Annotated in this window: 34 protein-coding genes and 1 pseudogene; 24 read left to right on the forward strand and 11 right to left on the reverse strand. The window is 68.9% G+C overall.

The window, feature by feature from the left end:
• Positions 1–579: 579 nt before the first annotated feature.
• Both F6X51_RS05580 and F6X51_RS05585 read left to right on the forward strand, forming a co-directional pair.
• On the forward strand, positions 580–840 hold the full coding sequence (locus F6X51_RS05580; RefSeq protein WP_150962244.1) for a DUF6894 family protein: 261 nt from the start codon (positions 580–582) through the stop codon (positions 838–840).
• A gap of 413 nt (positions 841–1253) precedes the next feature.
• Positions 1254–1466: a hypothetical protein gene (locus F6X51_RS05585; protein ID WP_150962245.1), complete on the forward strand. Its 213-nt coding sequence runs from the start codon at positions 1254–1256 to the stop codon at positions 1464–1466.
• A 129-nt stretch (positions 1467–1595) separates the two neighbouring features.
• Here the strand turns inward: F6X51_RS05585 and F6X51_RS05590 are convergent, their stop codons facing one another.
• The 3 genes from F6X51_RS05590 to F6X51_RS05600 all read right to left on the reverse strand — a co-directional run bounded on the left by F6X51_RS05590 (position 1596) and on the right by F6X51_RS05600 (position 4030).
• Complete coding sequence (locus F6X51_RS05590; protein ID WP_150962246.1) at positions 1596–1811, reverse strand: hypothetical protein; 216 nt, start codon at positions 1809–1811, stop codon at positions 1596–1598.
• Positions 1812–2533: 722 nt separating this feature from the next.
• Entirely contained in the window at positions 2534–3181 is a 648-nt protein-coding gene (locus tag F6X51_RS05595) for a DedA family protein (RefSeq protein ID WP_150962247.1), read from the reverse strand.
• A gap of 240 nt (positions 3182–3421) precedes the next feature.
• Positions 3422–4030, reverse strand: coding sequence for a PRC-barrel domain-containing protein (locus F6X51_RS05600; protein WP_150962248.1), 609 nt, complete (start codon positions 4028–4030; stop codon positions 3422–3424).
• On the opposite strand from F6X51_RS05600, the gene F6X51_RS05605 reads away from it, so the two are divergent.
• From F6X51_RS05605 to pcaD, 6 genes are all read left to right on the forward strand, one after another.
• Complete coding sequence (locus tag F6X51_RS05605) at positions 4011–4649, forward strand: DUF1348 family protein (protein ID WP_246696661.1); 639 nt, start codon at positions 4011–4013, stop codon at positions 4647–4649. The genes F6X51_RS05600 and F6X51_RS05605 overlap by 20 nt on opposite strands.
• A 40-nt stretch (positions 4650–4689) precedes the next feature.
• Complete coding sequence (locus F6X51_RS05610; protein ID WP_150962250.1) at positions 4690–5526, forward strand: alpha/beta fold hydrolase; 837 nt, start codon at positions 4690–4692, stop codon at positions 5524–5526.
• Positions 5527–5632: 106 nt separating this feature from the next.
• Positions 5633–5875 carry a hypothetical protein gene (locus F6X51_RS05615; protein ID WP_407658447.1) on the forward strand — a complete coding sequence of 81 codons (243 nt, stop codon included), beginning with the start codon at positions 5633–5635 and terminating at the stop codon, positions 5873–5875.
• 184 nt (positions 5876–6059) lie between these two features.
• A complete protein-coding gene (locus tag F6X51_RS05620; protein ID WP_150962251.1) occupies positions 6060–6488 on the forward strand; it encodes a peptidase associated/transthyretin-like domain-containing protein in 429 nt (142 codons plus the stop codon).
• A gap of 89 nt (positions 6489–6577) precedes the next feature.
• The gene (locus F6X51_RS05625) at positions 6578–7426 is read left to right on the forward strand and encodes a BKACE family enzyme (RefSeq protein WP_150962252.1); all 849 of its coding nucleotides are present in this window, start codon (positions 6578–6580) and stop codon (positions 7424–7426) included.
• A 92-nt stretch (positions 7427–7518) separates the two neighbouring features.
• Positions 7519–8301 (forward strand): 3-oxoadipate enol-lactonase, encoded by a 783-nt coding sequence (pcaD, locus tag F6X51_RS05630; protein WP_150962253.1) that lies wholly within the window; start codon positions 7519–7521, stop codon positions 8299–8301.
• A 57-nt stretch (positions 8302–8358) separates the two neighbouring features.
• Here pcaD and F6X51_RS05635 read toward each other — a convergent pair whose 3' ends face one another.
• The 3 genes from F6X51_RS05635 to F6X51_RS05645 all read right to left on the reverse strand — a co-directional run bounded on the left by F6X51_RS05635 (position 8359) and on the right by F6X51_RS05645 (position 10325).
• Positions 8359–8598: a hypothetical protein gene (locus F6X51_RS05635; RefSeq protein WP_150962254.1), complete on the reverse strand. Its 240-nt coding sequence runs from the start codon at positions 8596–8598 to the stop codon at positions 8359–8361.
• 168 nt (positions 8599–8766) lie between these two features.
• On the reverse strand, positions 8767–9000 hold the full coding sequence (locus F6X51_RS05640) for a hypothetical protein (RefSeq protein ID WP_150962255.1): 234 nt from the start codon (positions 8998–9000) through the stop codon (positions 8767–8769).
• A gap of 446 nt (positions 9001–9446) precedes the next feature.
• Positions 9447–10325 (reverse strand): transporter, encoded by an 879-nt coding sequence (locus F6X51_RS05645; RefSeq protein ID WP_150962256.1) that lies wholly within the window; start codon positions 10323–10325, stop codon positions 9447–9449.
• Between the two features lie 337 nt (positions 10326–10662).
• Here F6X51_RS05645 and F6X51_RS05650 point away from each other — a divergent pair, with 337 nt between their 5' ends.
• Genes F6X51_RS05650 through F6X51_RS05660 form a run of 3 tightly spaced genes read left to right on the forward strand, consistent with a single transcriptional unit; the run spans position 10663 to position 11966 of the window.
• A complete protein-coding gene (locus tag F6X51_RS05650; protein WP_150962257.1) occupies positions 10663–10947 on the forward strand; it encodes a hypothetical protein in 285 nt (94 codons plus the stop codon).
• A gap of 59 nt (positions 10948–11006) precedes the next feature.
• Positions 11007–11678: a hypothetical protein gene (locus F6X51_RS05655; protein WP_150962258.1), complete on the forward strand. Its 672-nt coding sequence runs from the start codon at positions 11007–11009 to the stop codon at positions 11676–11678.
• A gap of 30 nt (positions 11679–11708) precedes the next feature.
• On the forward strand, positions 11709–11966 hold the full coding sequence (locus tag F6X51_RS05660) for a hypothetical protein (RefSeq protein ID WP_150962259.1): 258 nt from the start codon (positions 11709–11711) through the stop codon (positions 11964–11966).
• Positions 11967–13080: 1114 nt separating this feature from the next.
• Here F6X51_RS05660 and F6X51_RS05670 read toward each other — a convergent pair.
• Positions 13081–14526: an acetamidase/formamidase family protein gene (locus F6X51_RS05670; RefSeq protein ID WP_150962261.1), complete on the reverse strand. Its 1446-nt coding sequence runs from the start codon at positions 14524–14526 to the stop codon at positions 13081–13083.
• Positions 14527–14810: 284 nt separating this feature from the next.
• On the opposite strand from F6X51_RS05670, the gene F6X51_RS05675 reads away from it, so the two are divergent.
• The 13 genes and pseudogenes from F6X51_RS05675 (at position 14811) to F6X51_RS05715 (ending at position 23021) form a co-directional block, all read left to right on the forward strand.
• Positions 14811–15839, forward strand: a complete 1029-nt coding sequence (locus tag F6X51_RS05675; protein WP_246696639.1) for an HWE histidine kinase domain-containing protein — start codon at positions 14811–14813, stop codon at positions 15837–15839.
• A gap of 80 nt (positions 15840–15919) precedes the next feature.
• Entirely contained in the window at positions 15920–16096 is a 177-nt protein-coding gene (locus F6X51_RS27720) for a hypothetical protein (RefSeq protein WP_191970025.1), read from the forward strand.
• Positions 16097–16431: 335 nt separating this feature from the next.
• Positions 16432–16740, forward strand: a pseudogene (locus F6X51_RS28475) (LysR family transcriptional regulator).
• Complete coding sequence (locus F6X51_RS29015; protein WP_407658465.1) at positions 16719–17084, forward strand: LysR substrate-binding domain-containing protein; 366 nt, start codon at positions 16719–16721, stop codon at positions 17082–17084. Before F6X51_RS28475 ends, F6X51_RS29015 begins: the two are co-directional and overlap by 22 nt.
• Positions 16976–17311, forward strand: a complete 336-nt coding sequence (locus F6X51_RS29020; protein WP_407658448.1) for a LysR substrate-binding domain-containing protein — start codon at positions 16976–16978, stop codon at positions 17309–17311. Before F6X51_RS29015 ends, F6X51_RS29020 begins: the two co-directional genes overlap by 109 nt.
• 18 nt (positions 17312–17329) lie before the next feature.
• Entirely contained in the window at positions 17330–17638 is a 309-nt protein-coding gene (locus F6X51_RS05685) for a hypothetical protein (RefSeq protein ID WP_150962262.1), read from the forward strand.
• Positions 17639–17737: 99 nt separating this feature from the next.
• Positions 17738–18280, forward strand: coding sequence for a thiamine pyrophosphate-binding protein (locus tag F6X51_RS05690; RefSeq protein ID WP_150962263.1), 543 nt, complete (start codon positions 17738–17740; stop codon positions 18278–18280).
• Positions 18268–18864, forward strand: coding sequence for a thiamine pyrophosphate-dependent enzyme (locus tag F6X51_RS05695; RefSeq protein ID WP_150962264.1), 597 nt, complete (start codon positions 18268–18270; stop codon positions 18862–18864). The genes F6X51_RS05690 and F6X51_RS05695 overlap by 13 nt, the downstream gene beginning before the upstream one ends.
• A 19-nt stretch (positions 18865–18883) precedes the next feature.
• A complete protein-coding gene (locus F6X51_RS28480; protein ID WP_246696640.1) occupies positions 18884–19072 on the forward strand; it encodes a hypothetical protein in 189 nt (62 codons plus the stop codon).
• Positions 18982–20100: an acyl-CoA dehydrogenase family protein gene (locus tag F6X51_RS05700; protein WP_407658467.1), complete on the forward strand. Its 1119-nt coding sequence runs from the start codon at positions 18982–18984 to the stop codon at positions 20098–20100. Before F6X51_RS28480 ends, F6X51_RS05700 begins: the two co-directional genes overlap by 91 nt.
• Entirely contained in the window at positions 20100–21215 is a 1116-nt protein-coding gene (locus F6X51_RS05705) for a CaiB/BaiF CoA transferase family protein (RefSeq protein WP_150962266.1), read from the forward strand. Before F6X51_RS05700 ends, F6X51_RS05705 begins: the two co-directional genes overlap by 1 nt.
• A gap of 166 nt (positions 21216–21381) precedes the next feature.
• Positions 21382–22245 (forward strand): FAS1-like dehydratase domain-containing protein, encoded by an 864-nt coding sequence (locus tag F6X51_RS05710; RefSeq protein WP_150962267.1) that lies wholly within the window; start codon positions 21382–21384, stop codon positions 22243–22245.
• A gap of 65 nt (positions 22246–22310) precedes the next feature.
• Positions 22311–23021 carry a class I SAM-dependent methyltransferase gene (locus F6X51_RS05715; RefSeq protein ID WP_150962268.1) on the forward strand — a complete coding sequence of 237 codons (711 nt, stop codon included), beginning with the start codon at positions 22311–22313 and terminating at the stop codon, positions 23019–23021.
• Positions 23022–23081: 60 nt separating this feature from the next.
• Here the strand turns inward: F6X51_RS05715 and F6X51_RS05720 are convergent, their stop codons facing one another.
• From F6X51_RS05720 to F6X51_RS05735, 4 genes are all read right to left on the reverse strand, one after another.
• Complete coding sequence (locus F6X51_RS05720; protein WP_150962269.1) at positions 23082–23285, reverse strand: hypothetical protein; 204 nt, start codon at positions 23283–23285, stop codon at positions 23082–23084.
• Positions 23286–23440: 155 nt separating this feature from the next.
• Positions 23441–24361: a carbohydrate ABC transporter permease gene (locus F6X51_RS05725; RefSeq protein ID WP_150962270.1), complete on the reverse strand. Its 921-nt coding sequence runs from the start codon at positions 24359–24361 to the stop codon at positions 23441–23443.
• The gene (locus F6X51_RS05730) at positions 24358–25314 is read right to left on the reverse strand and encodes a carbohydrate ABC transporter permease (RefSeq protein WP_150962271.1); all 957 of its coding nucleotides are present in this window, start codon (positions 25312–25314) and stop codon (positions 24358–24360) included. Before F6X51_RS05730 ends, F6X51_RS05725 begins: the two co-directional genes overlap by 4 nt.
• 62 nt (positions 25315–25376) lie before the next feature.
• Entirely contained in the window at positions 25377–26687 is a 1311-nt protein-coding gene (locus F6X51_RS05735; protein ID WP_150962272.1) for an ABC transporter substrate-binding protein, read from the reverse strand.
• Positions 26688–26711: the final 24 nt, after the last annotated feature.

Here is a 26711-nt window from a genome sequence, read left to right on the forward strand (position 1 = left end):
ACCAGACCGCTCATCGCCGCAACGCCCAAAAACGCAACACGGCACGGGGCCAACGCCGCAGAGATCTCCAGACTGCCCCGATGTCCCGACATGCCGCGCTCCCTCGCTGCCGTCAGTTCTATTCACGCATTAGTCCAAAAATCCATCAGACTTCCGGATTAGTCTGGGAAACTCAGCACTCGATTGTGTAACCGAGCTTGACCGGTTCGACCTGCCGGCGTGGATCCGGCCGGCCGCGGGGCCCCGATCCCGCCGGAATCCGGCCCCGGCGCGGCCCCCTCGGCACGGGTCCGTCGCGGCAAGCGGCCTCGCTGACGCTCGCCGCGACGGACGGGTCGACCCAGGCGTTGCGCCGCCGGGGACGGATCCGGCCGAGACCAGGCTCCGCAGCACCGGGACGGCGCATATTCTGCCGCGATTGCGCATACTGGGGTGCCCGGATGCGGCGCGCCGGAAATTCGGCCGGTCCTGAGCCCGCGACTTCCTGAGAGCTCGGCGGGTTAACTGTCTGGGCCGGGTGGATTAACCAAACGTTAAGCATCTTTCGCTATGCCAAATCCGCGCCGGGGGGGGTGAGCGATGCCACTGTATTTCATCGATCTATCGTGCCGCGGTCATCTCTACTGCGACGATGCGGGGCGGAGATTCGCCAGTCTCGCGCAGGCGCGCCGCGAGGCTCTGTCGAGTCTCGGCGAGATCGCGAGCGGGCTGCTCGCCAAGGCGGACCGGCAGGACTTCGCCGTCAGCATCCGGGACGAGAGCAACCGCGAGGTCTACGCGGCGAAGCTGTGCCTTGCCGGCGCATTCACGACGGCGCGCACGGCCCGCGAGGCGGCCTGAGCCGGACAAGTCTCCGGTCGGCACGCGGTCACCCGCGGCTCCCGGCACGCTGAATGCGATTTGCCGCAAAGGGTTGAGGCGCAATGTCCGGGCGCCGGTGCGCACGCTCTCGAGCAAGCGGAGCGAGGGCAGGGGGCAGGGTTCCAGAACAGCCGGACCGCATCCGGATTCGCCGGGATCGCGCTCCAAGACCGCAGCACCAATCCGTGCGCGGTCGAGCCATGCCGATGGACGGGCACCGACGCGCCAACGCAGGATCGACGCTGTAGCGCCCCGTCGCGCCCCCGATCAGGTCTTCGTGAACCGGCATTCTCGCGACTCAGTGTCGAAGATCAGAAATAGAAAAAGTATAATGTAGCGACTGTCGTCGTAATTACCATTGAAGTCTTGCGACCACGCTCCAGATGGCCAGCATGGATCTGAGCGAGGATCAATGCAGACTTCTACGGCGTATGCGGAAGGGCGTGACAATCTTTTCCGGTTTCGAAACCCCGGACGAGCAGCTCGCGATGCTCCAGCTCTACACCGCGAAGCTGGTCGTGCAACTCAGCAACCGGTACAGGCGCGGTGTCATGGAGTGGCGCCTGACGCCTGAGGGTGAACGGATCGCCCGCGAACTCGGCTAGGACGCGAACGACCGACAGGTCGAACCTCGCGGTCTCCCTCGCGATGATCCGGCATCGGCTCCGTGATCCTCGCAGACCCGCGCGGGGGTCACCCCGGCAATGTCGGCCCACGCGGTTCGCAGCGGATCCTCAGGCCGCGCGCCGGCCGACGATCCTCAGGAGCGCCATCCGTCCCAGCAGCGTGATGCTCCAGCAGCCCGACTCGAAGACCGCGTAGCCGAGGCGACGGGCGTCCTGCCGGGCGATGCCCTGCCGGACCGTGCAGCCAATGCCGAGAGACCGCACCGCGATGGGACCATCATGACCCGCCAGCGCACCCAGGAACTTCCTCATATCGGCGTTCATGAACGACCCCTTCGCGTTTTGTCAGTAATCGCACCAATGCATGATTGAGGACCGCCCAGAAGTACAAATGTAACTCGTAGCTCGCTTCTCACAGCGTCGGACTACGTAGTATCTCGGCGCCGCCGGGCGTGCGCTTCGCACTTCACAATTGCGAAGGAATAATATTGTGCGCTTTTCGATCGTGCCATCGTCGGATCCGATCCCCGGCACGGTCCCGCCGGTCGCCCTGCTCCCCCTCAAACGACCGGCGGGACCACCCTCGATCGGCAGGGCGCCGACGCCCCCTCGATGCGGGCATTCCCGAGGACGATCTGTGATCTGCATCACACTCGGGCGCGGCCGCGGATGCAGGATCTCCGCACCGGATCCGTGACGCGGTCGCGCCCGGCCGATCCGCTCGCACGAGGCCGACGCCCTTGCGTCTCGACCGAATCGCAGCCCCGCAGACTCCGGCTCGCGGGGCTTCTCATCGGCGTGATGTGGCGAATCGGTCTCGGGCGATCCGGTGGTTCGCGGTGCCGACGCCGCGTTCAGACCTGTTCGAGGACCGATCCGACGGATGTCGATCGTCTTGCTGGCGAGCTGCGCGAATGAGGGCCAGTGCGTGAGGCCCGGCACGCCGCCGAATCGCGAGCACCCCTTGGTCGCGGACGACAGGATCTCGGCGCTCGTCGCCTCGGAATGCGGCGATCCCGAGGGGCGAGCGCTCGGAACCGACCAGCTCACATCGGCGCGACGGGTCCCGGCAGGGCGGCCTCCGCCTCGCTCTGAAGCTGCGCCGCATGTCGGCGAAGGAGCATCGACAGCCAGGCGAGGCATCCGACCGCGACCACCAGGACGACGAGCCCGGCGGGCCCCGTGACGGCGTGGATGCGCGCGCCCAGGAGGTAGGCGGCGCAGCCGAACGCCGTCGCCCAGGTCAGACCGCCCGCCGCGTTGAACAGCAGGAATTTCGGCCAGGGCATCCGGTTCGCGCCCGCCAGCAGGGCCGCGAGCACCCGCAGCACCGCGACGAACCGGCCGAAGAACACGACCATGCCCCCGTAGCGCAGGAACAGGTATTGCCCGAGCTTGATCTTCTGCGGCGTCAGGCCCAGCCGTGGCCCGTAGCGGATCAGCAGGCGTGGTCCGACGCTGCGCCCGATCCAGAACGCGATGCTGTCGCCGACCACGGCGCCCGCGACCGCGGCCGCGATGACGCCGGACAGGGAAAGCTCCCCCGTCGCCCCGGCATAGACCGCGGCGGTCACCAGGATCGTCTCGCCCGGGAGCGGCACGCCCATGCTCTCGAGGCCGACGATGAGGGCGACGATCCACAGGCCGTGCGCGGCGATCAGGGCGGAGAGGTCACCGAGAACGGACTCGAACATGCCGCCGCCACCCCGTGCGCGTTCGACGCTCGCCGGAAGCCGGTCCGGCGCCGTGGCCTTGTGGTCTCCCCGCCGATCGCCGCGGGCGGGCCCTTCGGGGCGCCGCCGACCATCCGCCCACGATCTCGCCGAAGTCGAGGCGCCGTCAATCGTGACCGGCAGACCGATCCCCCCGAGCGCGGCCGAGGCGCGGACCGAGGAGCCGATTCATAACGGAGGCCAGCCGCCGCGCCGGACCGCCTACGGCTTCGCGCTCGTCTCGAAGCTGAAGGTCGGCGCCGCTTCGAGTTCCGCCTTGGTCATGCGGATCTCGCCCTCGACCGGCTCCCCGACCTCGATGGTCGCCCGCCCGCGCGACGCGTCCGCCCGTTCGGCCGATCCCGTGTTCTCGCCGGTCTCGCTGGCGTTCTCGGCATTGAGGGCGGCGTCGCGGGTCTTGGCGCCCGGCATGGTCTCCGGTCCCGCCGTGGCGGCGGCCTCCTTCGAGGGCGCATTCTCCGCCTTGACGATGGACGGGTCCGTGCCCTTGCCCGCCCGGGCGTCGGTGTTCCAGGCGAACCTGTCGAAGGGGACGGCCACCCGCTTCGTCCCGATGCCGAGGAAGCCGCCGATATCAAGGACCACGGCGTGAATGCGTCCGCTCCGGTCGATCAGCACATCCTCGATCTTTCCGACCCTGACGTGGTCCTGCCCGACGACGCCGAGCCCGATCAGCTTCGAGGTCTTGAAGCTGCCGAGCGGACGGTGGGTCAGGAACCCCGACGCCGCGCCGGGCTCCGCCTGCGCCAGCGCCTGTGTCGTCAGGACGGCGAAGAGGAGGGGCAGCATGATGCGGGTCTGCTTCGGCATAGCCACGGGAATCCTCGTTGCGTCGCCGCTCGATCCGGGTCTGGACGGCGGACCGGGGGTGGGAAACCGCTCAACTCGGCTCCCGGCACGACACGTCAACCCCCGCGCGTCGAGGCCGGGTGCCTCGAGGGGCCCGGACCGTCCGCGGGCAACGCCGCGCCCGCCACGCCGATGTGGGTGCAGGCGGACCGGCGGTGATCATCCGTCACGGCCAAACGCACGATGCGGAGGGTCGGGTCGGTCCGGGCTTCGTCCGTTTGCGACCGCCCCGAAACCGTGTCGGGGATCGATAGGGCGGAACCGGTCCGAATGCCTGAGCGGCCGGGCGGAGTTCGTCGCCCTCCTGAGCCGCAAACGGCAGGCGGAGCCCGACGATCGCCTGCTCAAGGCGCTCCGGGCCTTGACCCGAACGCAGATCGCGGTTCGGCTCAACTTCGAGTGGCACGACGATTCCGGCTACGGGGTCCGCACCGAATGGAACGAGAACCGGGCGTTCGCCGCCAAAGGGCTGATGCGGCAGTGCCCCGCCTGCATCGACCAATTGCCGATCACGGTGCGCAGCCGGAAATTCCCAAGGGATCGTTTCGGGCCGCGCCCTGCCGACCCTCCCGGTTTCTGACCGCGACAGAGTCCAATCCATTCACAACAGGAGCCGCAAGATGGCATTCGTCACGACCAGGGACGGCGTCGAGATCTTCTACAAGGATTGGGGCCCGAAGGACGCCCGGCCGATTATGTTCCATCACGGCTGGCCGCTCTGCGCCGATGATTGGGACGCGCAGATGCTGTTCTTCCTGCAGAAGGGCTACCGCGTCGTCGCCCATGACCGCCGCGGCCACGGGCGCTCGGCCCAGGTGAGCGACGGCCACGACATGGACCACTACGCGGCCGACGCCCTCGCGGTCGCCGAGCATCTCGACCTGCGCGACACCGTCCATATCGGGCATTCCACCGGCGGCGGCGAGGTCGCGCGCTACGTGGCCAGGTACGGGGAGCCGCAGGGCCGCGTCGCCAAGGCGGTTCTGGTCAGCGCCGTGCCGCCGCTGATGCTGAAGACCGAGGCCAATCCCGGCGGCACGCCGATGGCGGTGTTCGACGGCTTCCGCACCGCGCTCGCGGCCAATCGGGCGCAGTTCTACCTCGACGTCGCCTCCGGCCCGTTCTACGGCTTCAACCGTCCGGGCGCGCAGCCCTCGCAGGGCGTGATCCAGAATTGGTGGCGCCAGGGCATGATCGGCAGCGCCAAGGCCCATTACGAGGGCATCAAGGCCTTCTCCGAGACGGACCAGACCGAGGATTTGCGGGCGATCTCCGTGCCGGTTCTCGTCCTGCATGGGGAGGACGATCAGGTCGTTCCGATCGACGCGGCCGGCCGCCTCTCGGTCAAGCTCGTGCAGAACGGCAGGCTGAAGACCTATCCGGACTACCCGCACGGCATGCTGACCGTCCACCCGGACGTGATCAACCCGGATCTCCTCGCGTTCGTGGAGAGCTGACGACGGAAGGAGGGGGCCCGCCGAGCGACGTCGCCCAGCGGGTCTGCCTCCGGTGGTCATCCTGCGCCGAGCCTCCGCGACCGCGTCCTGAAACGAGAGCACCCCGATGGCTACGCCCCTGTCCGCACGCTTTGCCTGCGTCCTCCTCATCCTCGTCGGCGTCGGGATGCCCCCGGCGCCGGCTGCGGCGCAGGGCCCGGCGCAATCCTACGAATACGGGCAGAGGCGATTCCGGAACGCCTGCCGTCCCCCGCTCAAATATGCCGCCGGCGCCTGCGTGCGCCGCTGCCCGGCCGGCTACCGCAACGTCGCGCCGGGCTATTGCCGCCAGAGAGGCGGGGGATGGTGATCGGCTCTGCCTGTCGAGGACCACCGTCCGGTCAGGTTCGGCGCCCGGCCCGACCGGAGAGGCGCCGGCGGCCGGATCGATGCACCGGGCAGGGGGGCGCCGGAGGCGCTCGCAGGCTTGAGGGCCTGCGGGCCCGACCGGTCGGCGCGGTGTCGCGGTGACGACCCGGACCAGGGAGAATCCGATGAACGATCGCGCCGAAGGCGCGTTCGCCTATCGCCGCGGGGATGCCGGGCAGCCGCCCTCGCGCGTCGAGCCCTGTTGCTCGACCGTCCTGCGCAGCCCCCGGGAGGTTCTGGTGCGCCTGCCCCATACGCTCACCGAGATCACCGGCCCGGCCGGAACCTGGGACGTCCTGACGGGGCCGGCGCTCGCCGACCTGACGCGCCATGAGCGCGGCCCCGGCGAGGCCGTCGGCCAGCGCATCGTCGTCTCGGGCCGGGTGCCCCTCCGAGCGGGGAGCGGCCCGGTGGAGGCGCCGGATATCGCGCGCGCCGTCTTCGGCCGCGGCCTGCTGAAGCGGCTAGCGACCCGGTTCGAGCCGCCGGACGGGGACGGCCTCGCGGACGATCCGATCCTCGCCCCGGTTCCCGGGCACGTCGCCCGACTCTGATCGCCGCCCGCACCGCCGCGGCGCCCCCGCCCTATCGGCTCGACGCTGCGGACGAGACCGTCTTCTTCGACATCTGAGAGGACCCGCCCATGCCAGCGTCCAGCCCCGCGCGCAATTCCGTCGTCATCGCCGTCGCGATCACCGGCTCGGTGCCGCGCAAGCGGGACAACCCGGCCCTGCCCGTCACCGTCGCCGAGCAGATCGAGTCGACCCACCAGGCCTTCGAGGCCGGCGCGAGCCTTGCCCATATTCACGTGCGCAACGACGACGAGACCCCGTCCTCCGATCCCGACCGCTTCGCCGCCGTGCAGGAGGGCCTGCGCCGGCATTGCCCGGGCCTGATCGTGCAATTCTCCACCGGCGGGCGCGGGCGCGACCCGGCGAGCCGCGGGCTCTCCCTGAAGCACCGGCCCGATATGGCCTCGCTCTCGACGGGCTCGGTGAACTTCCCGACGATCGTCTACGAGAACCACGCCACCCTCGTCACCGACCTCGCGGGCCAGATGCGCGAGCACGGGGTGCGGCCCGAGATCGAGATCTTCGACCTCTCGCACCTGCACGGCGCCAGGCGCCTCGTCGAGGCGGGGCTGATCGATGCGCGCCCGCACGTGCAGTTCGTGATGGGCGTTGAGAACGCGTTGCCGGCGGACGAGCACCTCCTGGACATCCTGCTCACCGAGAAGACCCGGATCCTGCCCGAGGCGACGTGGACGGCGGCCGGCATCGGCCGGCATCAGTCGCCGGTGATGGACTGGGCTCTGGCGCGCGGGGCGGACGCGGTGCGCACCGGCCTCGAGGACAACATCCGCATCGCCAAGACGCGCCTGGCCGCCAGCAACGCCGAGCTCGTCGGGATCGCGGTCGAGGCCGTCGCCCGCCACGGCCGGCGCGTGGCGACCTGCGCCGAGGCCCGCGCCGCCCTCGGGCTCGCGGCCTGAGGCTCACGCCGTCATGAGCCTCGCCGCCCTTCGCGCCGCGCCGGATTCTCCTTGAGGCGTCGCCCTCCCTATCCGTTCCGAAGGCTGCCCGCATGCCCATCGCTACCGTCCACGGCATCGACCTGTTCTACGACCTGACCGGCCCGGAGGTCGGGCCGGTGGTGGCGTTCTCGAACTCGCTCGGCACCAGCCTGGCGATGTGGGAGGCGCAGGCCGCGGCGCTCACCGGCCGCTTCCGCTGCCTGCGCTACGACACCCGCGGGCACGGGCGCTCCGCGACGCTCGATCGACCCGCCACGATCGAGGATCTGGCGGGCGACCTGCGTGGCCTGCTCGATCACCTCGGGATCGCCCGCGCGCACATCGTCGGATTGTCCCTCGGGGGCATGACCGCGCAGGCCTTCGCGGCGACCTCTCCGGAGCGCGTCGACCGGCTCGTCCTGATGGCGACGGCGCCGCACCTGCCGCCGGCCACGCTCTGGACCGAGCGCGCCGCGACGGCGCGCCGGGACGGCATGGGCGCGCTGGTCGATGCCGTGATCGCCCGCTGGTTCACGCCGGCCTTCCACGACGCACCGCAGGTCGGCGCGGTGCGGCGCCAGCTCATGGCCACCGATCCGGCCGGCTACGCCGCGGCCTGCGGCGTGATCGCCGGCATGGACCTGCGGCCCCGCCTCGGCCGGATCGGCGCGCCGACCCTGATCATCTCGGGCGCGGACGATCCCTCGACCCCGCCGGCCCGCGGCGAGGAACTGCGCGCCGGCATCGCGGGCGCGGAATTCGTGGTGCTGCCGGGGGCGGCCCACCTCCTGAACATCGAGGCGGCCGCCCGCGTGAACCGTCATCTCCTGGGCTTCCTCGACGCCGCCGCCTGACGGTCTCCGGACGGTTCGGCCCCGCCCGGTGCGGCGAAGCCGGACCCGGTCGGCCGCTCAGCAGCGCTGCCCGATCTCGGCATCGAGGTGGACCTGCGTCTTGCGCAGGACGGTGCAGGGATCGTGTCCGCTCCGGCTCGCCAGCAGGAGCAGGTCGGTCATGAGGTCGACGATATCGCATTCGGCGACGTCGTTGCCCGCGGCGGGGTAGCGCCAGCGCCGCTCGCCGCAATGCTCCTGCAGGTAGAGTTCGAGAGCCTTCCGAGCGAGCGCGGCCCGCGCAGCTTCCGTGGCCATGGCCATCCTCCTTGGCCGCCCGACCCCTCTCGCCCGAGCCGGTTCGGCCGTGTCGAGGTCAACGGCGCAGATACAGCGAAGTGCCTACGCGTGGTCGGGCGGTACGCCATGGGACATTCCGTACCGGCGCTGAGGATGAAGGCCGAGGGGCCGCCCGGGGCGGGCCGGTCACGCGCGGCGATAGGCCTGCAGCTGGTCGGGGATCTGCCACGAGGGCGTGACGTCCAACAACGCCAGGATCTTGTCACCGTGATCGGTCGCGTAGGACAGCGTGTAGTTCTCATGGCGCAGGCTCGCGTAATCGAGGTCGACCACCGCCCGCGCCTCACCGAACTGCTGCTTGAGGCCGCTCACCAGAATTCCGAAGGCATCATTCGGAACGTAGAACTGGATCTTCGTCATCGATATCTCTCAATCGGCACGCTGCGCAGACGAGCCGCGCAGAGATCTGAACACAGGTCGATTGCTCGACTATGCGTGTCCCAAACCAAGAACACCGTGACGGAGATCACAAGATCTATGCCAGTACCGCTCCGTTTCCGCCATTCCGTGATTCAGTTGCAGAATGTAACGAATTCAGATCATTCCGGGACAGACATGAAAGAGCATTAATACGGATTGGCTCTTGGCCTGGGCCGAGGTGCGCGGCCTTATCCTGGCTGCCCTGGACATCCATGCGGCTGATGCCGGCCCTGGCGTCGGTCGAGACCGGTGAGTGCAGGCCTCGTCCATCCTGGGACGGGACTGACGAGGCCATGCTGTCGACCTTAGAGCCTGCGGGATCGCGCGATCGGCGCGTTCCCGATCGGCGAGCCCGGTCCCGTTCAGGACGCGGCCCGGCCGCAGGATCATTCCGCCTGGCGGCGTGTGACCAGGGTGCGGCCGGGCTCGACCTCGCTCTTGTCCTGGTAGAGCGGGACGACGGCACGGAGCCAGCCGCGGGTTTCGTGACCTCCGTAATTGCGCTGCACCACATCGCGCGTGACGTAGGCCTGCAGGGTCACCGGGCCGAAATTGTAGCCGACGAGGCCGCCGACCGCGATCTGCCCCTGCGGCCGATAGTTCGCGACACCGGTCGGCAGGTCGGTGGAGCCGAAGGCCACCGCGCCGACCTGCCAGTTGCCGAATTTGCGCGCCGCCGTGAGGTCGAGGTTGAGGTAGTCCGGATAGAGCGGCCCCAGGGGCGAGCGGCTGTCGAGGAAGACGCCGTAGAGGAGGTTCGCCGTCAGATTCCAGTCATTCCCGGTATAGCTTGCGGCGAAGCGGTGGGTCAGCGACGCGGATTGCGTCAGGAACCGCGTGTCGATGGGCAGGTATCCGCCGAACAGGTAGCTGACCCCGAAATCGTTCCCGAGGTCCCAGGCCAGCTGGGCGGCGAGCAGAGGCTGCCCGATCCCGCTCTGGTAGGGCGCCCCCCGGGCGCTCGCGGCGGCCACGGGCTGGGTCACGAAGAACTGCAGGCGCGCATCGGCGACGCTCCAGGGCGTCGACCAGGCGAAGGTCGGCAGGTTGACGTTCGTCTCGGAGCCGAGGGGCGCCGTATCGCGGACGCCGAAGCTCGACAGGTTCACGAAATACAGGCCGACCGGCAGTTGCGAGCCGGTCGGCAATCCGACCGTCTGGCCCGGCTGGGCGGCGGAGCCCGCAGACGCGGCTCCGGAGGCGAGCCCGAGGACGCAGGTCGCGAGAAGCCCGAGGCGGGCGGCAGCCAATGTTCGACGATGCACCGTGTCAACGCTCCTGCATGGCCGCGGCGGCCAGTCGCCACGACGCCTTTCCTCATGCTGACGAACGAGAACTCGGATCCATCGAAATAAAAGCTAATCAAATCGATCACTAGTGTCAGTTAGACGCACCAATGGCGTCAGACTTGGACCACATCAAAATATAATCCATCAAGTTTCCGAGAATTTGTCCCTCGGTGTGTGTGGGCGCACCGGCGCGAGTCGCAGCGATGGATTAAACGCATCGAAATAATACTGTGTCGTTTCACACTTTGCTTTAGAAATCAAGTCTATACATGGTGTTTTGGCACGAACCATCCCGGAAGCAAAGGTGAATTGCATGCGTAATACAATCATACTCGCGACGTTCATCGTCTCGCTCGGAGCTGCGACGGCGGCGCGCGCCGAAGGCGGCGAGGGCAGCCGCCAGCAGGCCGGCGGTGCGCATATGAGTTCCTACGTGAACCACCCCTATCACGACCCCCGCTCCGTCTACGCGCAGCGGCGCGGAACGGGGCAGATCCTCGGAGCCCCGATGCTGACGGACCAGGGTCCGTCCAACCTGGACCGCCGCGCCGCCGAGCGCTCGAGCTGGGCCGTCGGCCGGGCGCCGCGTCGCCGCTGAGCGATACTCCCGCAGCTGCGGCGGTCGTCGACCGCCGCCTCTCTCTCGCACAGGAACCCATGAAGAGCAGCGTTGAACGAGCGGGCCTCCTGGAGGAGATCGAGCGGCAGCTCGCATCCTGCCGCAGGCGACGGATGATGGAAGAAGTCCGGCCCGCGGTGGCCCTGACGATGCGCCAATGGCAGGCGGTGGAGGTCGCCCTGTGCGACGAGGCCGGCGCCAGGCCGCAAGCCCGGCTCGGCGACACGGAGGAGCCCAGCGCGGGCTTCATCGTGCATGCGGCCGTCCGCTACTGCCTGGGGCGTCCCAGGAACGCACCGTGCCTGTGCACGAGCTGGTTGCGGAGCAACTGGCTCGGCCTCGCGAAGCAGACCCGTGCCGACATCGTGCGCGACGTGGAGCGGCACCTCGCGGACGAGGAGCAGCTTGCCTGCGAGAGCCTGCGAGGCGAGCTGCGCCCCTGGCGGGAGTTCCTGGCGTGGGTCCGGGTCGAGCAGGACGACCCGGCATCGCGCGCCACGCTCGCCCCGATGGCGCGCTATCGGCTCGAAATCCTCACCCGAGGCCCGCGCGCCTACAGTCCGGCGGATCCCCAGATCCAGGCTCTCTACCGGCGCGGCCTGATCGAGCCGCAACCGGTTCTTGAGGAGGGCGATCGAAGCCGCTGGGCGATCACCCCGGTGGGCCGTGCCGCCCTGGGCGCGGCCCGGCGACCGGGCTCACCCGCCTGATCCCGATCGTCAATGCCGAGGAGGTTTGACATGCCCCGCATGATCCCCGTCACGTTCCTCGTGATCAGTCTTGCCCTGCACGCGGGCTCGACGGCCAGCTTTGCCCAGACCGCCGTGACGGGGACGGGCGGCGGCCCCGAGACGACGATCACGGCCCCGAACACCTCGTCGGTGGGCCGCACGATGCCCACGGGCACCGCCGACGCGCCCCTCCTCGACCCGCGGGAGCGCACCAGCAGGCAACGGAACCTCGATGCCGTTCTGAACGGGGTGTGCGCCGGATGCTGAGGGTGCCGGCGCGCATTCCCCATATGCGCGCATCGGCCTTCGGGTAGCGGATCCCAGATGCCCGCTTGAGCAACCCGGCTCGCGACCGATTGCGATCGCGAGCCGGACATCAGCGATCCGCGCCGCCTGGACGAGGCCTCCTCGGCCGGAATCCCGCGAAACATCGGGTTGTCGCGAGCGGCGATCGGCGCGCGCCGTCAGGCCAGACGTGGTGCGAGATGATTGGCATGCCCCAATGTCGATGACCAGACGGCACCCGCGACAGGACGGAGTGATGGCGCGATCGCGGTCTCGACCGAACGTGTCCTGAGCCCTTCCGACGCCGCAGCCGCGAGTTCGATCCGGCATGCCGCGCCGGGCAGCGGGCCGATGCGCGACTGGACTTCCCAGGACTTCTGAACTTTCACGAGGCCCTCGGGCAAAGCCCGCGCGCTGCACGCGGGCGGCCTTTCGCGCATCTGCAGCCCATGGGCTGCCGACCGGGCGCCCGCGCGGCAGCAGCAGCCTCCATGCCCCGGAGATGGTCTGGCCGCCTCCGTGATCGACCGCCATCGACATCCGCGTCGGCAGCAGCGTTCATACGCAACTCTCCCCTTTAATCCGAAAATAAATCGACGATGTGCCCAGCGGCACATACGTTTGCAATCCCGCGCAATTGCCCAAATATCAGGGATTTATTGCGCTTTTACTAGCGTTTATATCTATGAATTAGGCATAAACCCGGAGGCCGAATTGTCCAATTTCACCCGACGCGCCGTCGCTGTCGCCACGATCGTCGTGATGACTTCCGGCTCATCCCTTGCCGCTGGGGGGCAGACACGCCCGAGAACGACCTACGATGGTTTCGCGACCGAGTATGCCAACCCACAGGGATCCCTCCGCGATGCGCCGCGCGCCCTCGGCGGCTTCGGCTCGGCTGGTGCGGTGAGCGATCAGATCCGGGGACCCGTCCATGATCAGCGGACTGGGCGCGTCAGACCGGGCAATCCCTCTCCGTCCGTGCGCTAGGACGGGGCGGACGACCCTGTCGCCACGGCGTCGGGGCGGCGATCTCGCGGGAGCACCGCGCGACCGCGGCTCGCGCCCCGCCGTCGATCTTCCGATCTCCTCAGGATCACGCGGTCCGTTCGGCGAAGATCGCCTTCTTGACGATGGCGTGCACGCCCCAGTTGCCGTCGACGACCTGGGTCACGCCGAAATCGACCGCGACCGACATCAGCGAGATCGCCTCGTCCTCGGTCAGGCCCTTCGCGTGCATCAGGAACTGGCGCATCTTGCGGAAGGCGTCCTGCATGGCGAGGTCGAGGGAGGACTTGGCAAAGATCGCGCTCTGCGCGTCGGGGCCGAGATCCTTCAGGTAGTTCGGGTAGCTGAAGCCGGAGAGCACCCAATCCTCCCGCGTCTCGATCATCGGGAAGTCGAGGGACTCGAGCGCGGTGCCGGCGAGATCCGCCTTCTTGTGCAGCACGAACTGGAAGGTGCCGGTCAGCGAGCACTCGATCGCGGTGCCGCAGAGCTCGGAATCGCCCTGGCTCGCATGCGGGTCGCCGGCGGAGAAGAGGGCGCCCGCCACCGCCACGGGGTAGTACAGCGTGGCGCCCTTGCCGATGCGCCAATTGTCGATGTTACCGCCCGTGTAGCTCGGCGGGATCGAGTTGACCATCTCGGCCTCGGCCGGGGCGACGCCCATCACGCCGAAATGCGGGCGGATCGGCACCCGGATGCCCTTCAGCACGTCGTAGGTGCGCGTCGTCTTGGTGTGGTCGACGGGGATGCCCGGATAGTCGATCGTCGGGTGCAGCACCCCGTCCGGATCGGTCACGCCGGGCCAGCGGAAGCTGTAGACCGCCTTGGCCCAGTCGCGCCCGCCGCTCGCGTCGACCTCGTAGATGGTGATGACCTCGCGGGGCTTATCGCCCGTGAGGAGGTCCTTGTAATGGTAGCCCCACCACGCGGCCGCATTGCTGCCGAAGGTCGAACCCTTGAACTTCGGGTTGGCCGAGGGGCGCGGCGCCACGTCGAGGATGCGCACCTCGAGGACGTCGCCGGGCTCCGCGCCGCGGATCGCCACCGGGCCGGTGCAGATGTGAACGCCGAGGCCGCCGCCCGGCCCGAGCTTGGCATCCTCCGGCCCCGCGCCGCGGCGGGCGACGCCCTTCGTCCCCTTGGTCCAGAGGAAGACGCTCTCGGCGCCGGGATCGCCCGCGACCATGCGCTCGGCATCGTCGTTGGCATGGTGCGTCAGCGTCTCGATGGTGACGAAATCACCGGACTCGATCTCGACCTGCGGCTTCAGGCTCCGGCTGAAATACCCCCAATGGACCGTCTCGGCGGTGGCGGGCAGGTGATAGTGACGGCAGCGCTCCACGGACTTGGCCCGGCTCGCCTGCGCCAGGGCGGGCGTCACCAGCGAGAGGCCCCCTGCCGCGAGCGCCGCGGCGCCCCCGGTGGCCACGAAGCTGCTCTTCAGGAAGGCACGGCGCTCCGGCTCCATGTCGCGTCGGTAGCGCATCCGGTGCTCGGCGAAGGCGGCACAGGTCGGATCATCCCCCAAGCACATCGCAATGTCCTCCGCACTGGCCAGCGTTACGAGCAAAGCATGCAAGCCGCCGGCCAAGCTCGGCGGTTCTCCCCGGTGCCCCTAAGATGACCCAAACCCGGCCAAGCGTCGCGCCTGAAAGGCACACACACGCAACACGTGATCGTCCGCCCCCTGCGACGCCTCGACGTGCAACCAGAGCGAGCGTCACCTGTTAATCGGGAGGCCCGCCGCCGCGCTGGTTCAGGCTGGACACACCCGTCGAGACCGGCTGCCGGCAGGGATGGGATCGGGAGGAAGCGTCCTTGTACGATGGCGACGGTGCGATTGTCCCTCCGGCGGAGGTCGATCCATCCTCCACTGTCGACCTCGCGCTGCTGCGCGCGGCCGTCGAGGCCACGAACGAGGCCATCCTGATCACCTCGGCCGAGCTCGACGAGCCGGGTCCCCGGATCGCCTACGCCAACCCGGCCTTCACGCGCATGACCGGGTACGCGCTGCAGGAGGTGGCCGGGCGATCGCCGCGCCTGCTGCAGGGGCCGCAGACGGAGCGCGCGATGCTCGACCGGATGCGGGCCGCACTCGTTGCGGGCGAGGCGTATCAGGGCGAGGCCACGAACTACCGCAAGGATGGCACGCCCTACTTCGTCGAGTGGCTGATCACGCCGGTGCACGGCGCTGACGGCCGCATCTCGCACTGGATCTCGGCACAGCGCGACATCACCGAGCGGCGCGCCGCGGAGGACCGCCAGCTCCTCATGGTCCGGGAGCTGCATCACCGGGTGAAGAACACTCTCGCGACCGTCCAGGCGGTGCTGAACGCGACCATGCGCTCGTCCGCCAGCATCCCGGATTTCGCCAGGATGCTCACCGGGCGGATCACGTCCCTCGCCAAGACCCACGCGATGATCACCGAGGATCTGGGACAGGCGGTGCTGTTCCGCCAGCTCGTCGCCTCGGAACTCCAGGGCTTCGAGAACGGGAGGGGCGACCGTCTCTCCCTCGAAGGCCCGCAGGTGGTGCTGCCCTCGGACCTCGCCGTGCCGATCGGCATGGCCCTGCACGAGCTGACCATCAACGCGATCAAGCACGGGGCGCTGGCTCACCCGGACGGCCGCATCGCGGTGACGTGGTCCCTGGAGCGGGGACCCGCCGGCCGGCAGCTGCGCTGGGTCTGGAACGAGCACGACGGCCCCCCGGTCGCACTGCCGACCCGGGACGGCTTCGGCTCGCGCGTGCTCAACCGGGTCCTGACCGCTCAGATCGGCGCCGCGGTCGATATCGCGTACGATCCGGACGGCCTGCGGGTGACGGTCGACGTTCCCCTCAGGTAGCTCTCTTGCGCCCTCCGGCCGCACGGAACGCCTCGGCGCGCCGAGGCTTCTCTCCACGGCTGAGGTCCGCGGAGGTGGTGATGAAGGTGTTTCAGATTCGGCAGCGTGCGACGGGCGCCATCCTCTGGACGGGGACGGCGCACAACGAGGTCGCCGCCCTCGACGCCATGGCGCACGAGGCGGGCTACTACGACTTCTCGGACCTGCCGGACCATATCCGTGCCGGCGGCCTCGTGGCCGAGGCGGTCAGGGTCTGACCCAAACGACAACGGCGCAGGGCTGTTGGGCCACTGCGCCGCTGCGTTCGGCCGCCGAGGGGGCGATGACGGCCGCCCCCGTCATGCGCCGGACGCGACGACGCGGATGTGCGGCCCGGCACATCTCCGCGGAGTAGGCTCGCGGGCCGAGGCGCTGATCGTCGGGCTCGTGCCGGCGCCTCTGGGAGGATGCCATTGTGATGCGTGCCGCGCGGGAGGATCGGGGAGCGGGCGTGTTCCGCGGGGAGGCCACGCCGGCGCGGTGCGGGCGGCCGGGCGGCGTCCTCGAAAGGTCCGGCTGGAAAGGGACCTAGATGGACATCGCCCAGCTCAGGATGCTTGTCCACATCGCGGAGCTCGGGAGCGTCAGCAAGGCCGCCGATCGTCTGAACATCGCCTAGCCGGCGCTGAGCCGACAGATCCGCCTGCTGGAACAGGAACTCGGCACCTATCTGTTCGAGCGGCATGGCCGCGGCATGGTCATCACCGAGATGGGCCGGGAGGTGCTCGCCCACGCCGTCCGCATCATGGCCGAGATGACGCCATCCGCGATACGGTTTCGGAGGGACGCACCTCGTTCCGCGGCTCGATTTCCATCGGAACCACACCGACGGTCGCCGAGATCGTCACCGTCCCCATGGTGACCCGCCTGCGGGAGCTGCATCCGAATCTGTCGCTGCGCCTGTCCTCCGCCTATAGCGGACACATCCTCGACTGGCTGCAGAGAGGACAGATCGATTTCGCGGTGTCCTACAATCCGAGCCGCCTGCACACGCTGCGCATCATCCCGATCATGCTGGAGAGCCTGCTTCTCGTCAGCGCCGGCGGCAGCCGGCCGGGCGGTCGGTGCCGTTCGCGCGGCTGGCGACGGAAGACCTCGTGCTCCCGAGCCCCGGCCATATGCTGCGCGACATCGTCGACGAATGCGCCAGCCGCGCGGGGATCCGGATCCGGAGCGTCATCGAGGCGGATTCCTTTCAGACCCTGATCAACCTCGTCCGGACCGGCATCGGCTCGACCGTTCTGCCCCTGGCGCCCATCTACGCGATGGTCGAGGCCGGGCACCTCTCGGTTGCCCGGCTCACCGATCCGGCGCCGACCCGCGAACTCGTCGTGGCCTACGCGGCGGACCGGCCCGTCAGCCTCGCCGCCCGCTTCATCGGCGACATGATCGTCGAGATCGCGCGGGATCTGGCCAGGCGTGGCACCTTGTAGACGCCGATCGCCGGCCTGGTGAAAGTCGGGCTGTTTCCCGCGGAGGTCCGCGCGCTCGGCGTCGGATTGCCCTACGCGGTGGCCAACGCCCTCTTCGGGAGCACGGCGGAATACGTCGCACTGTCGTTGCGCTCCGCGCAGGTCGAGACGTACTTCTTCGTCTACGTGGCCGTCATCAACGGGATGGTGCTGCTCGCCTCCATCGCGATGCCGCGTCTCGACCGGCACGGCTACCTCGAGGGTGACGGCGAAATCGAGGCGAGGAGACCTTCCGGACCGGGCACCGGGCTGCCTGAGCGCCGCCGTCGCGGCGCGTCCCCGAGCTAGAGAGATTCGGCATCTCTCCTTTCTCAAAAGGGTATTGGGCCGATCTGTTCCGGCCTCCTATTGCTCTCGCGAACATTCCTCAAGAGAACGGAGAACATTGTGACCGATGCGGACCAGGACCCCGACAACAGGCACGATTGGAAGACCGATGTCTTCCGCGTGCTCAAGGCCAGCGGCGTCAAGCACATCGTCTACGTGCCGGATGCCGGGCACGCGACGGCCCTCAAGCTCGCGGAGGCGGACGACGCGATCCAGGCGATCGTCCTGACGACGGAAGAGGAGGGCATCGGCTACCTCGCCGGAGCTTGGCTCGGCGGCGAGAAGGGCGCGCTCCTGCTGCAATCCAGCGGTGTCGGCAACTGCATCAACACCCTGGCCCTGCAGGCCTGCGCCCGCTTCCCGCTGCTGATGGTCGTCACCCTGCGGGGCGACTGGGCCGAGTTCAACGCGTGGCAGAACCCGATGGGCCAGGCCACCGAGGCCGCCCTCAGGCTGATGGGCGTGATGACCTGGCGTGCGGACGATCCGAAGGAGGTCGCCCCGCTGCTGCACGGCGCGGCCACCATGGCGTTCAACGGTGATTCTGCCTGCGCGCTCATTCTCGGACAGCGCCTGATCGGAGAAAAGCAATGGGTGAAGTGAATGCGGGCGGCCCCCTCGACCGCCGCGCGGTCGTCGCGCGGCTCCTGGCGGACCGCGAGGACCTGTTGGTCGTCACCGGCCTCGGGTCGCCCTCCTACGACGTGATGGCGGCGGGCGATCACGACAACAACTATTATCTCTGGGCCGCCATGGGCAGCGCCGCGACGGTGGGGCTCGGCCTAGCCAAGGCGCAGCCGGACCGCGCGGTGCTGGTCGTCACCGGCGACGGCGAGATGCTGATGGGGCTCGGCGCGCTCGCGACGATCGCCGTCCAGAATCCGCCGAACCTGACCATCGCCGTCCTCGACAACGGGCATTTCGGCGAGACCGGCATGCAGCTCAGCCACGCGGGACGCGGCATCGCCCTCGACCGTATCGCCGCGAGCTGCGGCTTCCCCTGGACGGCGGAGATCCGCGAGATGGAGGCGGTCGACGACCTGCGCGCCCGCCTCGGCCCGCGCCGAGGCCTGAAGCTCGCGACCATCAAGGTCGTGGCCGAGAACGCGCCCCGCGTGCTGCCCCCCCGGGACGGCGTCCATATCAAGAACCCCTTCCGGATGGCGCTCGGTCACGCGCCGATCTGATCGAGGGAGGACAGGCAGGATGGCACTGGAACGCTTCTCGAACGTCGTCGCCGGCCGGGCCTGCGCGAGCACGACCGGCCGCTGGCTGACCACGGCGAACCCCTTCGACGGACGCGACTGGGCCGAGGTCCCGCGCTGCGGCTCGGAGGATGCCGCCGCCGCGTCGACGAGGCGCGCGGCTACCCGGAGGCCTTCGTCGACGCCCTGACGAAGGCCGGCTGGATGGCGGCCCTGATCCCCGAGGAATACGGCAGCTCCGGGCTCGGCCTCACGGAAGCCTCCGTGATCATGGACGAGATCAACCGCTCAGGCGGCAATTCCGGCGCCTGCCACGGGCAGATGTACAGCATGAACACGCTCGTCCGGCACGGCTCGGAGGCGCAGCGGCGCAAATACCTGCCGCGGATCGCGGCCGGCGAGCTGCGCCTGCAATCGATGGGCGTGACCGAGCCGACCGCCGGCACCGACACGACGCGGATCAAGACCACGGCCATCGGCAGCGGCGACCGCTACGTCATCAACGGCCAGAAGGTGTGGATCTCGCGCATCCAGCATTCCGACCTGATGATCCTGCTCGCGCGCACCACGCCCTTCGATCAGGTCAGCAGGAAGTCCGAGGGCATGTCGATCTTCATCGTCGACCTGCACGAGGCACAGAGAAAGGGCATGAGCGTCCGGCCGATCCTCAACATGGTCAACCACGAGACCAACGAGGTGTTCTTCGACGACCTCGAGATCCCGGCCGAGAACCTCATCGGCGAGGAGGGCCAAGGCTTCAAGTACATCCTCACCGGGCTCAATGCCGAGCGCGTCCTGATCGCGGCCGAGTGCATCGGCGACGGCTACCGGTTCATCGACAAGGTGACGGCCTATACCAGGGAGCGCACGGTGTTCGGCCGGCCGATCGGCCAGACCCAGGGCGTGCAGTTCCCCATTGCCGAGAGCTTCATCGAGGTCGAGGCGGCCAACCTGATGCGCTACGAGGCCTGCCGCCTCTACGACGCGGGCGAGCCCTGCGGGGGCCAGGCCAACATGGCCAAAAACCTCGCCGCCAAGGCCTCCTGGGAGGCGGCCAATGCCTGCATCCAGTTCCACGGCGGATTCGGCTTCGCGGCCGAGTACGACGTCGAGCGCAAGTTCCGCGAGACCCGCCTGTACCAGGTGGCGCCGATCTCCACGAACCTGATCCTGTCCTACGTCGCCGAGCACATGCTCGGCCTGCCGAGGTCGTTCTGATGCGGACCGGGCTTCCCCTCGACGGCCTCGTCGTCGTCGCCATCGAGCAGGCGGTCGCGGCCCCGTTCTGCTCCTCGCGGCTCGCGGATGCGGGCGCCCGCGTCATCAAGGTCGAGCGGCCCGAGGGCGACTTCGCCCGCGGCTACGACGATGTCGCCGCCGGCGGCCAGAGCAGCTACTTCGTCTGGCTCAACTGCGGAAAGGAATCGATGGTCGTCGACCTGTCCGCGCAAGGGGGCAGGGACCGCCTCCGCGCCCTGATCGCGCGGGCCGACATCCTGATCCAGAACCTCAAGCCCGGCGTCCTCGCGCGCCTCGGCCTCGGGGTCGAGGATTTCTGCCGCGCGCATCCGCGCCTGATTGCCTGCTCGATCAGCGCCTACGGCGAGACCGGCCCGCTCGCGAGCCGCAAGGCCTACGATCTCCTGATCCAGGCCGAGTCCGGCCTCGCCTCGGTCACCGGCGGCCCCGATGAGCCGGCCCGCGTCGGCATCTCGGTCGTGGACATCGCCACGGGGGCGACCGCGCATGCGGCGATCCTCGAAGCGCTGATCGCCCGCGGCCTGACGGGGCAGGGCGCCGACATCCGGGTCTCGATGTTCGACGTGATGGCCGATTGGCTCACCGTGCCGCTGCTGCACCAGGAGGGCGGGCGCCCCCCGAACCGGGTCGGCCTCGCCCATCCGTCGATCGCGCCCTACGGCGTGTTCGGCACGCGCGACGGCGGGCGCATCCTGATCTCGATCCAGAGGGACCGGGAATGGGCGAAGTTCTGCGCCGTGTTCCTGCGCGATGCGGCGGCGGCCCAGGACCCGCGCTTCGCCACGAATGTCGCCCGCACCAGGAACCGGGCCGAGACCGACGCACGCGTGGGACGGGTCTTCGCCGATCTCTCCGGGGAGGAGGCGGTCGCTCGTTTGACGCAGGCCGACGTCGCCTTCGCGTCGGTGAACGACATGGCGGCACTCGCCAACCACCCGCACCTGCGCCGGATCAGCGTCGAAACGCCGGGCGGGCCGGTCGCCTTCCCGGCACCCGCCGCCATCGTGCGGGGCGTGCCGCGCGGCTACGGACCGGTTCCGGGCCTCGGGGCGTGCCGGGGAGATGAGACGTGACCGGGGCTTGCGGCCGCCCGTTCCGCCCCGCATCCGGGCCGGCCGCCCGCTCCGCTTCCCGGGCGCCATCGAGGTTCGGCGAGACGCCCCGGAGCCCGGCGTCGCCGCAACGTGACGGTTGCGGCGCGCCCTGTCAGGACCATCACCCGCAAGGGAGGCCGTCGCGATGACGCGTTCAGGGGACGGCAGTGACGCCGAGGTCCCGCATCTCAGGTCGTGGATCGGTCGGACGCGCGCGGGCGAGGACCTTGTCACGCGTCGGATCCTGGCCGAGTTCAGCGCGACCTTCGCGCCGCACCTCGCGCCGACCGGTCGGGGGCTGGCGCCGCCGGCACTCCACTGGTGCCTGGCTCCGGAGACGCCGCCGGCCGATGCGCTCGGGCCCGATGGTCACGCCGGCAAGGGCGACTTCCTTCCGCCGGTGCCCCTGCCGCGACGGATGTGGGCCGGCGGCGAGATCGAGACGATCGATGCCCTGCGCGCGGGCGACGCGGTTCGGCGCGAGGAAACGGTGCGGGACGTCGCGCTGAAGGCGGGACGCAGCGGCCGCCTCTGCTTCGTGACGGTCGACCATGTGATCACGACAGGCCGGGGCCTTGCCATCCGCGAGCGTCAGGACATCGTCTACCGCGAGGCGGCGAACCGCGACGGCGCCGGCCCCGATCCGACGCGTGGCGACGCGGCGGATTACGGGACGGTGTGGTCGATCCGCGCGACACCGACGCTGCTCTTCCGCTACTCAGCCATGACCTTCAACGGCCACCGCTTCCACTACGATCAACCCTACGCCACCGAGATTGAGGGCTATGCCGACCTCGTCGTGCACGGTCCGCTGCAGGCCAGCCTGCTCCTCAACCTCGCGACCGTTCTCCTCGGCCGTGCGCCGGCGCGATTCACCTATCGGGGCCTCACGCCGTTGACGGCCAACCAGGTCTTTCGCGTCTGCGGGCGCCGCGACCCGGACGGCCGCTTCACCGGGGTGACCCTCGATGCGGCCGACCGGGTCTGCATGCGGGCGAGCACCGTCTGACGGCGCGGACCGACCCCATCGCGGCCGTCGCCGGCCGCCCTCGATCGACGCGCCGGAGACCGGATATGGATACGCTCTCGCTCATCCTCGACACCTTCGAGCCCCTCGCGGGCCGACGCCTCCTCGACATCGGCTGCGGGTCCGGAACCCTCGCAAAGGCCCTCGCCGCCCGCGGCGCGACCGTCACGGGCATCGACCCGAATCCCGAGGCGATCGCTGCCGCGGCCGCCGCGGTCCCGGCCGGGCGCTTCGAGGTGGCGGGCGCCAATGCGCTCCCCTTCCCGAGCGCCAGCCTCGATGGCGCCGTCTTCCTGAATGCCCTGCATCATGTGCCGGATGCCCTCGCGGCCCTCTGGGAGGCGGCGCGCGTCGTCCGGCCGGGCGCCGCGATCCTCGTGATCGAGCCGCTGGCGGAGGGAAGCTTCTTCACGGCGCTCCGGCCCGTGGAGGACGAGACCGCGGTCCGGCACGCCGCGCAGGCGGCTCTGGCGGCCGCCATCGCCTCCGGCCAATTCGCCTGCCGGCGCGACCTCACCTTCGCGCGCCGGGAGAGCTTCGCGACCCTCGAGCATTTCCTCGATCGCGTTCTCGCCGTCGATCCGGCGCGGGCCGACGCCGTCCGGCGCCGGCGCACGGAGATCGGGGCGATCTTCTCCGATGTCGCCGAGCGCGACGCGGAGGGGCGCTTCGCCCTCACGCAGCCGCTGCGCGCGCAGGTTCTCGTGGTAGGACCGGAACGGGCTGCGGATGCGGCGCGGTCGGTTCGCGCGCGTTAGCGGACGGCCAGACCCGACGAACGCGACGGCGGCGATCGCGAGCCGGATGCCGGTGCTGCCTTAGGTGGATACAACCACGACCCGGCTCGTTTGCAGGCGGCGCCCGATCGGCGCGAGCACCGTGCCGTGCGCCATCCGATCCTTCGTGCTCCCACCCGGAGTCATCGTCTCCATCTTGTCGAGCACGCTCGTCTCTCGGTGCGGAACGGCGATCCGCAGCATCGGTGTGTTGCCGATCAGGTCTGAAACCTTGTTGGCGATCACGGAACAACTTCGTGTGTCCTGACCGTGGGTGGGTTCACCGTCGGGGACGGGTCGGCGATGAACCGCATAGCTCGCCCCCTCGTATCGCGGTCACCTCAGGCGTCGGGGAAACATCGCCTCGGAGGACCGGAAGCGGCAAGGCGGCGATGGCACGATCATTCCTTCACGGCGCCCGTCAGAGCCGAGACGTAGTACTCGACGAAGAAGGAATACAGGATCACCAGCGGCAGCGAGCCGAGGAGGGCGCCCGCCATCAGCGAGCCCCAGCGATAGATGTCGCCATCCACGAATTCGCTGACCACCGCGATCGGCACGGTCTTGTTCTGGGTCGAGGACAGGAAGGTCAGCGCGTAGATGAACTCGTTCCAGCACAGGGTCAGGGAGAAGATTCCCGCCGAGATGAGGCCCGGAAGGGCGAGGGGCAGGATGATCTTGACGAGGATCTGCCAGCGGCTCGCGCCGTCCATGAGCGCGCATTCCTCCAGCTCGTAGGGAATCGTCTTGAAATATCCCATGAGGAGCCAGGTCGAGAACGGGATCAGGACGGTCGGGTAGACGAGGATCAAGGCCAGTGGCGAGTCGAACAGCCCGTAGGCCTGGACGATGGTGGCGAGCGGGATGAACAGGATCGAGGGCGGCACGAGGTAGGCGAGGAAGATCGCGGCCCCGACCCAGCTCGCCCCGCGATAGCGGATGCGCACGCAGGCATAGGCTGCGAGCACGCTGGCGAACAGCGACAGGGCGGTGGCCGCAACCGAGACGTACATCGTGTTCCAGAGCCAGCGCGGATACTGCGTCTCGAACAACAACTTGTTGATGTGCTTCAAGGTGGGTGATACCACCAGGAACGGATTGTACCGCTCCATGTCGATCAACTGCTCGTCGGGTTTGATGGCCGTCAGCACCATCCAGTAGAACGGAAACAACAGCACCACGAGAATGACGAGGAGCGGCAGGTAGGTGGTCACCAGCCGGCGCGGCAGCTTGTCGAGATAGGCCATGCCCTCCGTGTCGTCGGTGAGCCCGGCGGGGCGCGGAGCGACGATGGGCGCGACGGGGGACACGGGAGCGCTCATCGGTCGGTCCCTCCGCTCTGCCAGGCCCGGCGTTGAAGCCCGAACCACGAAATGCCGATCGCCACCAGAAGGAACGGGACCATCGCGGTGGCGATCGCGGCGCCCTCGCCGAGGGTGCCCGAGAGGATGCCGCGCTGGTAGGACAAGGTCGCCATCAGGTGCGTGGCATTGACCGGACCGCCGCGGGTCATCGCCCAGATCAGCTGGAAGTCGGTGAAGGTGAACAGCACCGAGAAGGTCATCACCACGGCGATGATCGGCGTGAGCAGCGGCAGCGTGATGCGCGAGAAGATCTGCCAGTTCGAGGCACCGTCGATGGTCGCCGCCTCGTAGAGGGAGGGTGAGACCGTCTGCAGGCCGGCCAGCAGCGTGATCGCGATGAAGGGCACGCCGCGCCAGATGTTGGCGAAGATCACGCAGGCCCGCGCGAGGTTCGGATCGCCCAGGAAATCGATGTTGCCGTCGATCACGCCGAGATGGCGCAGCGACCAGGAGATGATCGAGAATTGGCTGTCGAAGATCCACCAGAACGCGATCGCCGACAGAACCGTCGGAACGACGAAGGGGATGAGCACCACCGAGCGGACGAGGGACTTGAAGGGGATGTGCTTGTTCAGCAGCAGGGCCACGTAGAGGCCGACGGCGAACTTCACCACCGAGGCGACCAGCGTATACAGGCAGGTGTTGAACACCGCGAGCCAGAACACGTCGTCATCCCAGAGCCAGGCATAGTTCTCGAGCCCGATGAACTGGCCGTCCCGCCCGATCCGGGCGTTGGTGAAGGACAGCCAGATCCCCTTGAGCAGCGGGTAGGCCAAGAACAGGCCGAGGATCAGGCTGGTCGGCAGCATGAACCAGAAGCCGCTCCAGCCGCGGCTCGCCCGCAGGCGCGCCCAGGCCGAGCGGCTCGCGAAAGCGGCGGGTGCCGGTTGGGTGAGGGCCGTATCCGCCATCGGGTCGGTTCCAGGCAAGGGACCGCGGGGCCGCCGGCTTCGCGAGCCCGCGGCCGTTCGCGTCAGGAGTTCCGGAAGATGCGCTGGGCGGCGCGCTCGGCGTTGCGAATCGCGCCCTTTACATCCTCGCGACCCGTGCAGTGGCTCGCGAACATGTCCACCACGACGAAATCGGCGAGAACCGCGGCGATGCGCTCGCTCACCGGCGCGAGGCCGCCGGCCGCCAGGGACCGCTGTCCCGCCTGCGCGAAGACGGCGTTCTTCGGGTCGTTCGTCCAGATCGGGTTCGCCGGATAGTTCGCCAGCGGCGCGGCGAGGTAGCCCTGCGCCGCCTCGAGCCAGGGATTGTAGTTCGCGGCCTCCATCATGAAGGCCATGAAGGCCTTACAGGCGTTCGGAGCCTTGGTGTACTTGTAGGCCAGGATCGGGAAGGCGAGCTGGAACTCGGTCGGCTTGCCGACGGGCCCGATCGGCCAGACCGCGTGGTCCATGTCGGCCGCGATCTGCGGGTTGTCCTTCTTGGCCGCAGCGTAGATCGAGATGCCGTTGTTGGTCAGGTACAGGTCGCCAGAGAGGAAGGCCTTGTTGTTCGAGGAATCGTTCCAGGACACCGTGCCCGGCACGAAGGTCTCGTAGAGCGACTTCACGTATTCCAGCGCCTTGGCCGTCTCCGGGGAGTTGATGACGATCTTCTCGTTGGCGTCGACGAGGTTGCCGCCATGCGACCACAGCGCCCAGTGGCACCAGGTGTTGCCGTCGCCCGTGGCGTGGCCGAGGGCGAAGCCCGCCGGGGTATTGTTCTTCTTCAAGCCCCGGCACAGCTCGAGAAAGCCGGCCGTGTCGGTGGGAAACGCGTCGAAGCCGGCCTTCTTCAGCGCCGAAATGCGGTAGTTGAGGTATCCGCCATTGAAGGCGACGGGAAGCGCGATCCACTTGCCCTTAACCTTGCCGTAGGCCTCCGCCGACGGAAACCAGGGCCCGTACTTCTTGGCGACCGCCTCGGCCACGTCCTCGACCGGGAGGCATTTGTCGGGAAACAGGGCCGGGAAGGAGAACAGGCCCCAGACCATGTCGGGGCCCTGGCCGGTATTGGCCGCCACCGAAGCTTTGGGCTGGATGTCGTCGTAGGATTCGTTGGTGATCGTCATCTTCACGCCGGTGGCCTGCGTGAAGGCATCGACGAGCCTCATGAAGGCCTCGTCCTCGGCCGGCACGAAGCGCTTCCACCGCAGCAGCGCGAGGCTGGCACCGGGCTCCGGCTTCCACGCGGCACTCTGCGCCCAGGCCTTGGCGAAGCCGGCAAGGTCGCCGCAGGCGGCGAGGCTGGTCGCGGCAGCACCCGCGAGGAGGGAACGACGATCGAGGACGGGCATCGTGTGAGGACTCCTAGGGCTGTT

The sequence above is a fragment of the Methylobacterium planeticum genome (genome assembly GCF_008806345.1).
Classification (GTDB): Bacteria; Pseudomonadota; Alphaproteobacteria; order Rhizobiales; family Beijerinckiaceae; genus Methylobacterium; species Methylobacterium planeticum.

Excerpts from the sequence above, each read along its gene's own strand:
- F6X51_RS05615 (WP_407658447.1), top strand. The coding sequence starts at position 5,633 with ATGGCTACGCCCCTGTCCGCACGCTTTGCCTGCGTCCTCCTCATCCTC.
- F6X51_RS05715 (WP_150962268.1), top strand. The coding sequence starts at position 22,311 with ATGGATACGCTCTCGCTCATCCTCGACACCTTCGAGCCCCTCGCGGGC.
- F6X51_RS05695 (WP_150962264.1), top strand. The coding sequence starts at position 18,268 with ATGGGTGAAGTGAATGCGGGCGGCCCCCTCGACCGCCGCGCGGTCGTC.
- F6X51_RS05620 (WP_150962251.1), top strand. The coding sequence starts at position 6,060 with ATGAACGATCGCGCCGAAGGCGCGTTCGCCTATCGCCGCGGGGATGCC.
- F6X51_RS05735 (WP_150962272.1), bottom strand. The coding sequence starts at position 26,687 with ATGCCCGTCCTCGATCGTCGTTCCCTCCTCGCGGGTGCTGCCGCGACC.
- F6X51_RS05590 (WP_150962246.1), bottom strand. The coding sequence starts at position 1,811 with ATGAACGCCGATATGAGGAAGTTCCTGGGTGCGCTGGCGGGTCATGAT.
- F6X51_RS05660 (WP_150962259.1), top strand. The coding sequence starts at position 11,709 with ATGCCCCGCATGATCCCCGTCACGTTCCTCGTGATCAGTCTTGCCCTG.
- F6X51_RS05640 (WP_150962255.1), bottom strand. The coding sequence starts at position 9,000 with ATGACGAAGATCCAGTTCTACGTTCCGAATGATGCCTTCGGAATTCTG.
- F6X51_RS05595 (WP_150962247.1), bottom strand. The coding sequence starts at position 3,181 with ATGTTCGAGTCCGTTCTCGGTGACCTCTCCGCCCTGATCGCCGCGCAC.
- F6X51_RS05725 (WP_150962270.1), bottom strand. The coding sequence starts at position 24,361 with ATGAGCGCTCCCGTGTCCCCCGTCGCGCCCATCGTCGCTCCGCGCCCC.
- F6X51_RS05650 (WP_150962257.1), top strand. The coding sequence starts at position 10,663 with ATGCGTAATACAATCATACTCGCGACGTTCATCGTCTCGCTCGGAGCT.
- F6X51_RS05670 (WP_150962261.1), bottom strand. The coding sequence starts at position 14,526 with ATGTGCTTGGGGGATGATCCGACCTGTGCCGCCTTCGCCGAGCACCGG.
- F6X51_RS05635 (WP_150962254.1), bottom strand. The coding sequence starts at position 8,598 with ATGGCCACGGAAGCTGCGCGGGCCGCGCTCGCTCGGAAGGCTCTCGAA.
- F6X51_RS05710 (WP_150962267.1), top strand. The coding sequence starts at position 21,382 with ATGACGCGTTCAGGGGACGGCAGTGACGCCGAGGTCCCGCATCTCAGG.
- F6X51_RS05585 (WP_150962245.1), top strand. The coding sequence starts at position 1,254 with ATGGATCTGAGCGAGGATCAATGCAGACTTCTACGGCGTATGCGGAAG.
- F6X51_RS05705 (WP_150962266.1), top strand. The coding sequence starts at position 20,100 with ATGCGGACCGGGCTTCCCCTCGACGGCCTCGTCGTCGTCGCCATCGAG.
- F6X51_RS05605 (WP_246696661.1), top strand. The coding sequence starts at position 4,011 with ATGCGGGTCTGCTTCGGCATAGCCACGGGAATCCTCGTTGCGTCGCCG.
- F6X51_RS05610 (WP_150962250.1), top strand. The coding sequence starts at position 4,690 with ATGGCATTCGTCACGACCAGGGACGGCGTCGAGATCTTCTACAAGGAT.
- F6X51_RS27720 (WP_191970025.1), top strand. The coding sequence starts at position 15,920 with ATGAAGGTGTTTCAGATTCGGCAGCGTGCGACGGGCGCCATCCTCTGG.
- F6X51_RS05625 (WP_150962252.1), top strand. The coding sequence starts at position 6,578 with ATGCCAGCGTCCAGCCCCGCGCGCAATTCCGTCGTCATCGCCGTCGCG.
- pcaD (WP_150962253.1), top strand. The coding sequence starts at position 7,519 with ATGCCCATCGCTACCGTCCACGGCATCGACCTGTTCTACGACCTGACC.
- F6X51_RS05655 (WP_150962258.1), top strand. The coding sequence starts at position 11,007 with ATGAAGAGCAGCGTTGAACGAGCGGGCCTCCTGGAGGAGATCGAGCGG.
- F6X51_RS05580 (WP_150962244.1), top strand. The coding sequence starts at position 580 with ATGCCACTGTATTTCATCGATCTATCGTGCCGCGGTCATCTCTACTGC.
- F6X51_RS05600 (WP_150962248.1), bottom strand. The coding sequence starts at position 4,030 with ATGCCGAAGCAGACCCGCATCATGCTGCCCCTCCTCTTCGCCGTCCTG.
- F6X51_RS05730 (WP_150962271.1), bottom strand. The coding sequence starts at position 25,314 with ATGGCGGATACGGCCCTCACCCAACCGGCACCCGCCGCTTTCGCGAGC.
- F6X51_RS28480 (WP_246696640.1), top strand. The coding sequence starts at position 18,884 with ATGGCACTGGAACGCTTCTCGAACGTCGTCGCCGGCCGGGCCTGCGCG.